Raw genomic sequence first — 12,587 nt, forward strand, 5'->3', positions numbered from 1 at the left:
TCTATTGAACGACCAGTCGCTCCACTCCAACACTATTATCCCCTTCCAACCGTAAGATATAGGTGCCTTTAGCAAAAGCACTTACGTCAATTATGAATTGACTTTGAGGAAGTTGAGATTGGTATATGACTCTTCCTTGTGCGTCGATGAGATTGATTTGAACCGCTTCGTTGGTTCTGACATTCACGACATAACCAGCTGGGTTCGGATATACCGAAGCTTGTAGAATCTCAGGCGATTCCACGTTAGTGATGACATCGAACTCGCAATTACCAGGCATGTTGGCATCGAGCCACGCCACGCGCTGTGAAATCCAGTTTTGCATCACCTCCACTTCTTCTTGGTAGGTTTCTGGAAGCGGGTCTGGCTCGATCCAGATGTATTCACCAATCACATCATCCCAACGCATGTAGTTGCGCGTGAGCGCCTGAGAAATTAGCGTTGTGTCTTCAACGATCCAGTTATTGATGGCGTCTAGTGAGAGGAAGTCTTGGCGAAATTGACTCCATCGACAAGCTAAGTGGTTGGTGAAGATGCTGTCTTGCATCATCCGTTGCCACCACATCGGCATCGATTCCAAATCTTCACATCCGTCTTGTTCCTGCAGGTAAGTCCAACCCTCTGGAATATGCGTTGAACAGACTAACGAACTGCCGTAACTCTGGTCGAAATCCCAGATCGGACCAGCCACCAACTTTCCACCGTTACTGTCTTTGTCTTTGTGGATGTATGAACTCAATTTATAGCCATCGGCGTTCTTGGATAGTTCATTGATCAACAAGAAATCTGTAAATGAGCTCACGTTGATCAAATCGGTGTATCGTTCGCCTTGATCATTCATGTAATCGTTGCTGAAGGCCGCACTTTCAAAGCGATACATCCAATTCTCAATGTACTGCGCCTGTTCAGGTTGAATGGCCTCTTCACGCGGATAGTACCACTGATAGATCATGTTATCGCCGCTTTGAGACTCAAACTGCGACTCGAAACCAGCTCCTTCGTAATCGTAGGTCCAATCAATTCGCAAAATGTACCCACCAGTCACATCATCACCGGTGATTTCGTCTTCACTCAACTTGGCGATATCTACTCGATCATCATCCCGCTTGATACGCTCACAGAAGAGGTAAAGCCCGCGATAATCTCCATTGATAACGAGTTCCACATATTGCCAATCAGAGGCGTAATGCCCCATCTGTTGGAATACATAAAAGCTAAACGGGATACGAATTTGCGTCTTATCAATCACCATCGCGTGGAGGATCCAGTCTTCCTCCTTCCCCATGTTGAATAGGTTAATCGAGGTGTCTTGATTCGCTTCATTTCGAAGCTCTAACGAGTAGGTTTTCTTCTCAAAATCCTGCGTTGAATTCCCGCGTGTTTCGATACCAATGTTTCCGAAGTGATAATTGAAAGGGTCAGATAACGAATTGGTCATGCCATCACCATTGTTGATGATGCCCATCGTTCCATTGATTTTTGGTTCATCAGGAATTTCGTCTCCACCATCAGTGTTAATCACGATGATTGGCAAATTCGATTCCGTTAAAATTTGTGCAATAGCCCCATAGCTGACCAGAATGGCCAACATTGTTCCCAAAATCCTTCTCATGTTATTTGCAGGTTTCTCTTAAATATACGGAGAAATCACAGGGATTGTTGCTTGAAGGTGGGCGCAACGCGGGTTCAGTATGCGGTATGCAGTAAGCCGTATGCTGTTCTTTTCTCATCATCATCCTAGCAATCCTCCAAAGGCATTAACAAGAGAAGACTTGGTTCTTTATTTATAGTTCAATTTCATTATTTATTCTTCCCACGAACCACGAACCACGAACCACTTTCACTTCATCCCTAAAACGAATGCCAACACACGCAAAGTTGTGCTGAGATAAACGTTTAAAATGCTTTAAATCAGATGGTATGGGCTTATTTTGTGCGTGCGTCTGGGGGTGGGTGGGCCCGCGGCAGCGCTGGGTTCAAGGTGGGTGGTGGTTTTTTAATTTATGATCAGCTACTGAGCTACTGAGCTACTGAGCTACTGAGCTACTGAACTTGAAGGCAAAAATGGCAAAATGAGAATCGCGTAATTCTAATTCAAGTCTTCTTGTGACAGGTTTTCATAACACCATATGAGATTGCTCCTTTCTCATCGGAACCCTAGCTACCCTCCAAAGGCATTTCAACAACCGAAGACTTAGTTCATTATTCATTAATCACATTCATTGTTTTTTCTTCTCGCCTTCCGTCCCCACGAACCAGATTTCAAGTCATTAGCCCTTGGTTTTTAGTCCTTGGTTTTTAGTCTTTGGTCCCTAGTCCCTAGTCCCTAGTCCCTAGTCCCTAGACTCTCGACTCTTGTCCCTCGACCCTCCTCTTCAAAGCAACATTCATAGCTTCGAATGAATCCCTGATTTCCGTGTCTAATTTCTTCTTCATTAGTCCTACCAAAATTCCTGAGAACTTTTCGCTGTGGTGCAATGTCGTCGAGCCGTCTGCATTTTCTACTAATTCGAATCGATGTCGTCCGTCGAAGAGGCCTTTGATAAAGAGTTTGCCGAGCCATTCGAAGATGTGGTTCTCCTTGTAGATCTGGACAATGGGTTTGAATTTCATGTTGTCGATGTGAGCGAAAATCTGACCGCCTGGTTCGAAGCTAATTCCTCGTATTTCTTTGATGAAAGGGTTCCACTCCGGGTATTGTTCAAAGTCTGTCAAGACCTTCCAAACCGATTCCGCGCTAGCGTTAATAGTGATAGAAGTAAAGAGCTCAAACGCCACATTTTTAGACGAATCAGCGGTGATGTTGTGTGTTGTATTCATATCGATGTCTTTGTTGGTACAAAGCTCATCGATGGACTACTGCGATGCCTTGATATTTGTCAAGAAAGCGTCTTCTTGCGCACCCGACTGAAGGTTTCTGGCGTCATACCCAGCATTGATGCGAGGTATTGAAGTGGGATGTGTTGGAACAGTTCCCGTTTGTGTTCGAACAGTTGCAAATAGCGCTCTTCTGCCGATAAGGCTATGAATGATGAAACACGGTCTTCAATGGTCATGAAACACTTTGCCAAGAAGAGTTTCTCGAGCTGTTGCCACTCCGGAATGTGTTGGCTGAGCGATTGATAATCCGATTGCGATATAGAATACATGACCACTGGAGTCAGGGCTTCAATATTTCTTCGTGCCGCTTGTCCGAAGACCAAACTACCTAGGTCCGTCGTAAATTCAGTTGGTGAGGAAATCCACTGGGTCACGTCTTTCTCATTCTGAATACTGTGAATTCGCAAATAGCCAGAAGTGATAAACGAAAGACGCCCATGACGATCGCCTTGTTTGGTGTGGAATTCACCTTTCTCCAACCTTTCTTCCTTGAACAGCGATTCAAGTTGGGGTAGATGTGCTTGGCTAACGCCGAAATACTGTTCTATGTAGGTGGAGATTAACATGAGGGAGTGCCCGGAATCAATAACTTATAACCAATAACCAATAACCAATAACCAATTACTCCTCAAGATACCCCAATACCAGTGCTTCCCAAGCAATCTTCAGTTCTCTTTCTTTTACATTCAGGATTTGGCAAACGGATGAGATGATTTCGGGACCGTCGATGGTGTTGGCATGAATAAGGTCTTTCAGTCCTTGATCACCTTTTCTTTCGTACACTAATTCACATAGCGCGGCACCCGCTGGGTAGGCGGTTGGATAACCGTTGAACTGGACCGATTGTGAAATAACAGATTGAAAGTTGATTTCAGAATTGTTGTCACGAATATCATAGGCTAGCGATTTCATGCGCTCTGCGTATTCATTTGGATCTTCTTTTGTACCAAGGAATTCAGCTAATCCTTCTTCAATGATATAGCCGCGATTATCGTTTGCGGGTAGAAGTTTGTGGACAAATTCGTGGGGATAAAACTCATTCCCGTTGGCGGTTAAGATCATGCCTTCACGCGCTTTTCCAGTAGTTATCCCAACGAAATAGTAGTCGAAATTCTCGAGGAGCCCCATATCGTCTATACTACTGGTGACATAGTAGTTAAATGGCTCCGCTCCGCGCGAATCGAAGCGTTCAATAAACCGCTCACAGAAGGCTTGCGCTTGCTTTGCCTCGATAAGGTCAAATGAATGATTCTCAGGATAGAAATAGTGAATCAAACCATAGGATTGAGACTTCCACTCTTTTGTCAATTCAACGATAAGATTCTGAAAAACCCATCGACCGTTTTCCTTGAGTACGTTGAGCTTGTGAATGCACCAAACTTTGGAGCCGATGTACTTTGGATCCGTGGTGTCGGATGAATATAACACTCTGATTTGATACTTCTCACCAATAGGTTCCACCGAAAGTACAAATGGGGAGAAATATTGAAATAACGTTTCGGCGGTCATATCTCCTTGGAATAAACTGGCTCTGCTGAAATCAAAGTCTTCATAAAGGTCAGTCTCCGATGCGTTCCAGTAATTTGAATCTCCTTCCACCTCAGAAGAGGAACGGAAATAAGCCTCATAATTCGCGATGATCGATCTCACGTCTTCCGAAGATGTGTCCACTCGCGAACTCAATTGCAATTGAATCGCACTGTCGTCACTCTCTTGACCATGCACGCTTGCTATCAAGAAAGAAGCCCCGGCCACTAGGAGTAGAATACGTAGTTGAGTGGTTACTTTTCTTGATCCAGGCGTGTTAGTCATTTGTGTTAGTTCTTGGTTATTGGTTTTTAGTCCCTAGTCCCTAGTCCCTAGACTCTCGTCTCTCGTCTTTCGTCTAACCTTTCTGCGTAAAGTCTTTGAGTTCTGAGCCATCATACCTCCAGAGAATCCCATACCTCCCGCCAAACCAGATGTTTCCATTTCTGTCTTCCCCAATGCATTTGATGTCGACAAGTTTGTCGCTGTTTTTGATTTCTAGCGAGGTGAATTCTCCATTTTCATACCAACAGACACCACTTCGGGCGTAACTCGCCATCCAAAGTCGACCCTTGCTGTCTTCGAATAAGGTAGCCATGTTGTTGTGGCACTCTCCTTCAGGACGATATACCGTTTGGAACCCTTCACCATCAACGTAGCTCATGCCACCATCTTGGGTTCCGAACCAGATTCTTCCATCGCGTTGAACGTAGGCTGATGCGATCATATCATCTCCGAGGCCATCTGTGGTGTCGTAGTGCGTGAAGGTGCTACCATCGTATCTGCTCACCCCTCCGTGAGAAAAGGAAGTGAACCAAATGTTTCCTTCATGATCTTGAATGATGTCGCTCACTACGTTGTGATGTAGACTATCCGGCATCAAAGCGCATTGTTCAGTCAGGTATGATTCGAATGACTCACCATCATAGCGATATGCCCCAGCTCCGTTAGAGCCAATCCAAAACACACCTGTGGAATCAACGAATAAACTCGACACTCCATTTGGGTTCACAACTGGGTAGCAATCACGCAACCACTTGGTGTTAATCTCTTGCTGCGGTAATGGAATCAACACGGAGAAGCTCTCGTCAAACCCACAAATCCCCTTATCTGTAGCGAACCACAATTGTCCTTGCGCATCTTCAACCACTTGGGAAATGTCATTGCTGCACAAACCGTTTTCCGTCGTATACTGTGTAAATGACTCTCCGTCGTATTTAAATACTCCCTCATTACTCGTACAAAACCAGAGGTCGCCACGAGAATCTTGAAAGGCATCAAAAATGACATCTCCAGAGGTATACCTCTTCACTGGTTCAACAAGCACTTCATCAGAACCTGCTTCAGGTGCCGTAGCACTCATCTCATCAGAACATCCAAAGAACATCACAGCAGTCAAAATCAATAAAGTGCCAAATAAAATTCCAGTCTTCATAACCACATTATCAGTGTTTTCATCAGCAAAATCCCTACGCCTTATGCCCTAAGCCTTACGCCTAAAAAGAGAGTATTCCCAAACCTCAACGCCATCCTCATCCACCACATCTCGCACATGACGAAAGCCATTTTTCTCGAGGATTCGGGTTGAATAACTCGGCTCTTTCAAGGTTCTTGCCGTGACTTCAATTTCAGGATGCTCGGAGGCAATTTCACATAGGAGTCGACACATTTCAGTTCCTACCCCATTTCCGCGGTAGGGATCAAAAGTGACATAGGCGATTTCAGTAATGCCATTCCTCATGCCTTTAAAACCACATGAACCTACCGCTTCTCCATTCTGAACGGCCAAATAACCTACCCATGGTTGATTATAGCCAATGCGCTGATAATAGTCGACGTTTGCTTGAACGATCGTGCGCGTAGACTCATTCAGCGGTTGGATATCTTCATGTTGGAAGCCAGTTTCTTCTATAATGCGAAGCTCGATCATGCTCGGTTTTGACATTGTGGACCACAGGTTACAGAATTTTCATGGAAGAGTGAATGCCGAGAAGAGAACGTTTAAGGACTTTTAGGGTTTAAACAGTCAGGATTACAGGACGTAAACCGCAATCTGCAATCCGCATTCCACGTACCAACCCCCAAGATACCGTAACTTTGCACCCCGAAAGTCAGCCATGACACTTCAAGAGTTCCAACAGATATACACGTCAGACCCCGTCAGTAAGCATATTGGCGATCTTTTGTCACATCCAGAATCAAAGGTGATGATTAAAGGGGCTGTGGGCTCATCGCGAGCCATGATTGCAGCAGCCGTCATCGAGGATATCAAAGGAGATCATCTGTTCATCTTGAACGATAAAGAGTCAGCGGCTTATTTCTTCAATGACCTGGAGCATCTGCTTCCAGACCGCAAAATCTTATTCTACCCGCGTTCAGCGCGTGTGCCTTATCAGTCTGAAAGTACTGAGAACGCGAACATCGCGATGCGAGCGGAGGTGTTGAATGAGATCCGCAAGTTCAAGGGGAGAACCATCACTGTTTCTTTCCCTGAAGCGTTGGCTGAGCAAGTGGTCACGAAGAAGAACCTTTCAGAACATACCTTCGATATTCATCTCGAAGAAAGCTACTCAATGGAGTTCATCGATGAGGTGATGCAAGAGTACGCTTTCGAGAAAGTTGATTACGTCTACGAACCCGGACAGTACTCCATCCGCGGAGGAATCGTTGACATATTTTCTTACAGCTTTGATCAGCCATACCGTATTGAATTCTTCGGTGACGATGTGGATTCAATTCGAAAGTTCGACCCAACAACTCAGCTGAGTACAGGGAAGATGACGAAGGCAACGATTGTCCCGAATGTGGGCAAACAACTGTTGCAAGAGTCGCGTGAGTCATTCTTCGAATTCTTCGGAAATGATGGGGTAGTTTGGGCTGATAATTTCGCCAAGTGCGAAGATGAACTCAAGAAGACCCTCGAAAAGGCACACCACCATTACGAGAAGTTGGAATCGCTGCTCAACCATTTGAAACCTGAAGATCTATTCACCGATCCGTCGGTGTTCAAAAAGTTGGTTAGTTCGCTGAAAACCGCGGAATTCGGAGGAGCGAATTACTTCGCAGAGAGCGTGATGCTCGAGTATGACATGACGCCGCAACCGAGCTTCAATAAGAACTTTGAGCTACTAGGAAAAAACCTACGTCAGAACCATGCCTCAGGGTACATCAATGTGGTTACTGCCGGTCAGCCAAAACAGATTGAGCGTCTTTACGACATCTTCGAAGACCGTCAAGAAGAGGTAGAATTCAAGCCGATTTCCATCGAACTGAGCGAAGGCTTCATTGATAAGGGGCGTAAGATTCTTTGTTACACGGATCACCAAATCTTTGAGCGATACCATCGTTTCAGATTGAAGGAAGGTTTCCGCAAGAACAAGGAGGCACTTACGCTGAAAGAGCTTTCAAACCTAGAGCCTGGGGATTATGTGGTACACATAGATCACGGGGTAGGTGAGTTTAGCGGACTTCAGAAAGTAGACGTCAACGGGAAGGAGCAAGAGGCGATTCGTTTGACCTATAAGGGAGGAGATATTCTCTACGTTTCGATTCACTCTCTTCACCGCATTTCCAAGTATTCTGGTAAGGAAGGAACTGTGCCGAAGATTGATAAACTCGGCTCTCCTGCTTGGCAGAATAAGAAGAACAAGACAAAGAAGCGCGTCAAGGAATTGGCTTTTGACCTGCTGAAACTATACGCGAAACGTAAGGCAAGCAAGGGCTTTGCGTATTCGCCAGATGGCTATCTCCAAAACGAATTGGAAGCCTCTTTTATGTACGAAGACACACCTGATCAACTTGCCGCAACAACTGCCGTGAAGGAAGACATGCAAGGTGAGTACCCAATGGATCGCCTCGTGTGTGGTGATGTTGGCTTTGGTAAGACGGAAGTGGCTATTCGTGCCGCTTTCAAGGCAGCTTGTGATGGGAAACAAGTAGCCGTTTTGGTTCCTACCACCATCCTTTCCCTGCAACACTACAAGAGCTTTAAGGCGCGTCTGAAAGAGTTCCCGGTAACCGTTGATTATCTCAACCGATTCAAGACCGGGAAGAAGCTTCGTGAGACGCTGGATAATATTGAAAGCGGTAAAGTGGATATAGTTGTCGGTACCCACAAGATCGTTGGGAAACAAGTGAAGTTTAAAGACCTCGGACTTCTTGTCATTGACGAAGAACAGAAGTTTGGGGTGTCTGTGAAAGACAAGCTGAAGACGATGCGTGCCAATGTTGATACCTTGACTTTGACCGCGACACCGATCCCTCGAACGCTTCAATTCTCATTACTCGGGGCACGTGACTTATCAATCATTAATACACCACCGCCAAACCGTCATCCGGTAGAAACGGTGTTGCATGGATTTAATGAAGAGATCATTCGAGATGCCATCAGCTATGAAATTCAGCGCGGAGGACAGGCCTACTTCGTCCATAATCGCGTGAGCAACATCAAGGAAGTAGCAGGTATGATCCAGCGCCTCGTTCCTGACGCTCGCGTTGGCATTGGCCATGGTCAGATGAACGGTGATGAGCTAGAAGAGGTCATGACCAACTTCATTGATGGTACTTTCGATGTCTTGGTTGCTACCACTATCGTGGAATCGGGTATCGATATTTCGAACGCGAACACGATGATCATTAATGAAGCGCAGAACTTCGGATTAAGTGATCTACACCAGCTTCGTGGACGTGTAGGACGTTCAAACAAAAAGGCATTCTGTTACCTGCTAGCCCCTCCGCTCCATGCGTTGCCTGATGAATCACGCAAGCGATTGCAGGCGATTGAACAGTTCTCTGATCTTGGGTCGGGAATGAATATCGCCATGCGAGATCTAGATATCCGCGGGGCTGGAAATATGCTTGGAGGAGAGCAGTCAGGATTTATCAGCGACATCGGTTTCGATATGTATCAGAAGATCCTGGATGAGGCTGTTCGTGAGCTGAAAGAAGAAGAGTTCAAAGATCTTTTCGATGAAGAGCAGATGAAAACGCAAAAGTTTGTCGCTGAGACAGCCTTAGAGACAGACTTTGAGCTTCTCATTCCAGATGATTACGTTACTGGAATTGCCGAGCGTATTCAGCTCTATCGTGAACTTGACGAGACACCGAACGATGACGAGCTAGACCGTTTCAAGAAGGAATTGGTTGACCGTTTCGGTCCAATTCCTAAAGAGACTGAAGACCTCTTAGAATCAATTAAGGTGCGTCGAATGGCCAATGACATTGGCTTTGAGAAATTGATCCTGAAATCAGGAAAAATGATTGGGCATTTTGTCTCAAACCAAGAGTCTGCTTACTACCAGAGTAACAAGTTCTCTAATGTGCTGGAGTTCCTAAAACATCACCCAAACAGAGGGAAGATGTACGAGAAGAACGGTGTCCTGCGCATGAGTTTCATGAACGTGGAACGCATTGATCAAGCCATGGAGATTCTTCGCCTGCTTGACGGACAAAAAGTGGGAGCTTAATTCTCTTCGAAAATCACATTGTACTTCACACCGAAAGTCGCCTGCTTCTTCGTGAAGCTGTTGTGCAGATTTTCTACTCCGTTGATGATGTCATCCTCTACTTCAAAGGCACGAAGCTGTTTGCTAGGAGTGAACATACTGTCTGGAAGAGAAATCAAATCGATCAATTCGGCATAGGGGCCATCGACAATCCCCTCGTATCCTTGAATTAATTCTCTGGTAGCGTTGTACAGAGATTCGTCTTTGTTGAACGCACCAATTTCGTCTACGGCGCGCAAACTCTCCACAATACGTCCTTGTAGAATCTGGTAAGCTTCGTCGATGTGCGTGGTGTCGATTTTATTCAAAGAGCTATCCAATTCATTCAACGCAGAGAGCACATAGGCTTGCTGTTCGATCAATGAATCGTTGTAGGCAGCGGCTTTTTCTGAGCGTGATTCACACGAAGTAAGAATAACCGCAAAGGCGCAGAAGAGTAGCGTTTTCTTAAGCATAGTAAGGTTCTAGTGAATCACCTGAACCGACAAACGGAATGGGTTTTCATTGTCTGTCGATGTCAACTGGTAATTTCCAGCAGGCAAGGTAGTCACATCTACCACATTTCCTTGTCCTTCCAGTGCAATTCGACCATTCATATCGATCATCTGCCAGAAGTAGTTTCCATTTCCTGAGATGACAAATCGGTCAACACATGGGTTGGGGAAGGCGATAACTGAAGGGGCAGTAATGTCTTCTACAGCGCTTGGTTCCATCCAGAGTTCAGCGGTTCCGTTTCCTGCATCGTCAGCTCCAGCTACGATCCACATGTCCGGTGAAAGTTGAGCAGAGGCACTTCTGAATCGTTGATCACCATCCTCAGCAGCATCAATCGTTTCCACGGTAGTGCTAATTCCTAGGCTGAAAGACATAGAAGGAGCGTAAGTAGTAGTCACACCATCTCCTGTTTGATCTGTTCCTGAAACGGAATAAATCGCTCCGTTTCCGAATTGCAGCATGTGGTTGTAACAATGCTTTTGTGGTAGGCTAACGGTGATCCAAGTACCGTTGAATGGCTCATAAATTTCCGCGCTAGCGAGACCTTCGAAAAGATTTTCATTACCATTGAATACACGACCACCAACAATCGCGCAGATGCCGCTATCGTTTACAACACCTTCCATGTTGTCACGGCCTACGTTGAGGCTTCCAGTGACAGTCCATTCATCTAGGAATGGATCATAAATCTCGGCTTCATCCATTTGGAAATCAAGGGAAGGATTAAATCCTCCAGCCACAAGAACTCTACCGTCAGGAAGCAATACCGTAGCATGTGAATTACGCGCAAAGTTCATCGGAGCTGCTGCAGTAATCGTGTTAACTACCGGGTCATAGATGTCGCAAGTGGCCATCGTATTGTTTCCGTCGAAACCACCAGTAAAGAGGATGCGTCCGTCAAGAAGCTTTGTTGATTCAACATAAGAACGTCCAACCGTCAAATCAGGTCCGGCCATCCAGGTATCATTGTCGAAATCGTAAATCTCAGTAGAAGCTAAGCTTGCTGGATCTTCGCCATCCCATCCTCCGGCTGCAATCACATAGCCGTTGTTGAGGTCACACATGGCAAAATTGGTGCGAGCCGTTCCCATAGGAGCTACTTCTAACCACATTTCTGTTTCTACATCGTAATACTCAGCAGAAGCGCTGATCTCTGTTCCATTCCATCCACCGGCGGCAAGAGCCTTGGTGTCGTCAATCTTTGCAAGCTGATGTGAGCTGCGCGCTTCAAGCATCGGTTCAATAGAAATGGCTTGCTGGGCTTGAATTGAGACTGCAGCTACGAGGCAGAGAAAGAGTAGTATTGATCGCATGGTAAAGTTGTTTGAAGCGAATTTAAATGTTTTCGGTCATACCCGATTCATTCAGTAATTTGCGCCTCTATGATTCCGAAGCCCAATCATTTTACTCAACCACAGGATTTCAAAGACGGAGTTTTGCTCCTCATCGATAAGCCACTAGACTGGACGTCTTTCGACGTGGTCAATAAGGTCCGTGGGATGATCCGAAGAAAGTTGGGAGTGAGGAAGATCAAGGTGGGTCATGCTGGGACCTTGGATCCAAAAGCCACTGGCCTCCTGGTGATTTGTACTGGAAAGATGACCAAACAAATTACCGCCATGATCGAGGAAGACAAAGGCTATACTGGGACTATGAAATTCGGTGCGATTACGCCCACGTATGATTTGGAATCAGAAGAGACCGATACCTTTCCTATAGACGACTTAAGTGCTGACAATCTTGCAAAGGCAGCTCAAGAATTTGTTCCTGGCTATTCGCAACAAGCCCCGATTTTTTCTGCCAAGAAAATCGATGGGAAGCCAGCCTATCTGCATGCGAGAAAGGGGCGCGAGGTGGAGATTCCAAAGCGTTACGTCATGATCCATGAATTCAATCTTACGCGCGTGGAATTGCCTGAGGTGGATTTCGATGTTTGCTGCAGTAAAGGGACCTACATTCGTTCGCTCGCTTATGACTTAGGTAGGCAAATGAATAATGGAGCGTACTTGATCGCCCTCCGTCGATATAAAAGCGGAAAGTTCCACGTAAACGACGCAATTACAGTGGATACATTCTCGGAACGACTTGCCGCGATACCAGATCCCGCGCCAGATGCGGCGAATGGCTAAAAGTACTTGACAAACAGGGTGTTTTGTACTACTTTTGCACCCCTTTTTAAAG

Annotated in this window: 10 protein-coding genes; 2 read left to right on the plus strand and 8 right to left on the minus strand. The window is 45.7% G+C overall.

Features of this window, described 5'->3' with window-relative positions; translation table 11 throughout:
• Position 1: 1 nt before the first annotated feature.
• The 6 genes from RA156_RS16215 to RA156_RS16240 all read right to left on the minus strand — a co-directional run bounded on the left by RA156_RS16215 (position 2) and on the right by RA156_RS16240 (position 6,352).
• Positions 2 to 1,612, minus strand: a complete 1,611-nt coding sequence (locus tag RA156_RS16215) for a CotH kinase family protein (RefSeq protein ID WP_306641632.1) — start codon at positions 1,610 to 1,612, stop codon at positions 2 to 4.
• A 728-nt stretch (positions 1,613 to 2,340) separates the two neighbouring features.
• Positions 2,341 to 2,820, minus strand: coding sequence for an SRPBCC domain-containing protein (locus RA156_RS16220; protein ID WP_306641634.1), 480 nt, complete (start codon positions 2,818 to 2,820; stop codon positions 2,341 to 2,343).
• A 59-nt stretch (positions 2,821 to 2,879) separates the two neighbouring features.
• Positions 2,880 to 3,446 (minus strand): Crp/Fnr family transcriptional regulator, encoded by a 567-nt coding sequence (locus tag RA156_RS16225; RefSeq protein WP_306641635.1) that lies wholly within the window; start codon positions 3,444 to 3,446, stop codon positions 2,880 to 2,882.
• 55 nt (positions 3,447 to 3,501) lie between these two features.
• Complete coding sequence (locus tag RA156_RS16230; RefSeq protein WP_306641636.1) at positions 3,502 to 4,692, minus strand: hypothetical protein; 1,191 nt, start codon at positions 4,690 to 4,692, stop codon at positions 3,502 to 3,504.
• Between the two features lie 73 nt (positions 4,693 to 4,765).
• Complete coding sequence (locus RA156_RS16235; RefSeq protein ID WP_306641638.1) at positions 4,766 to 5,842, minus strand: ligand-binding sensor domain-containing protein; 1,077 nt, start codon at positions 5,840 to 5,842, stop codon at positions 4,766 to 4,768.
• Between the two features lie 48 nt (positions 5,843 to 5,890).
• On the minus strand, positions 5,891 to 6,352 hold the full coding sequence (locus tag RA156_RS16240) for a GNAT family N-acetyltransferase (protein ID WP_306641640.1): 462 nt from the start codon (positions 6,350 to 6,352) through the stop codon (positions 5,891 to 5,893).
• Between the two features lie 172 nt (positions 6,353 to 6,524).
• Between RA156_RS16240 and mfd the strand changes: the two genes are divergently transcribed.
• Complete coding sequence (gene mfd / locus RA156_RS16245; protein ID WP_306641642.1) at positions 6,525 to 9,872, plus strand: transcription-repair coupling factor; 3,348 nt, start codon at positions 6,525 to 6,527, stop codon at positions 9,870 to 9,872.
• On the opposite strand, the gene RA156_RS16250 is transcribed toward mfd, so the two are convergent.
• Both RA156_RS16250 and RA156_RS16255 read right to left on the minus strand, forming a co-directional pair.
• Complete coding sequence (locus RA156_RS16250; RefSeq protein ID WP_306641644.1) at positions 9,869 to 10,366, minus strand: LIC11966 family surface protein; 498 nt, start codon at positions 10,364 to 10,366, stop codon at positions 9,869 to 9,871. The genes mfd and RA156_RS16250 overlap by 4 nt on opposite strands.
• A gap of 9 nt (positions 10,367 to 10,375) precedes the next feature.
• Entirely contained in the window at positions 10,376 to 11,719 is a 1,344-nt protein-coding gene (locus RA156_RS16255; RefSeq protein WP_306641645.1) for a T9SS C-terminal target domain-containing protein, read from the minus strand.
• 69 nt (positions 11,720 to 11,788) lie between these two features.
• Between RA156_RS16255 and truB the strand changes: the two genes are divergently transcribed.
• Positions 11,789 to 12,535: a tRNA pseudouridine(55) synthase TruB gene (gene truB, locus RA156_RS16260; protein WP_306641647.1), complete on the plus strand. Its 747-nt coding sequence runs from the start codon at positions 11,789 to 11,791 to the stop codon at positions 12,533 to 12,535.
• Positions 12,536 to 12,587: the final 52 nt, after the last annotated feature.

Source organism: Sanyastnella coralliicola, assembly GCF_030845195.1.
Taxonomy (GTDB): Bacteria; Bacteroidota; Bacteroidia; order Flavobacteriales_D; family Sanyastnellaceae; genus Sanyastnella; species Sanyastnella coralliicola.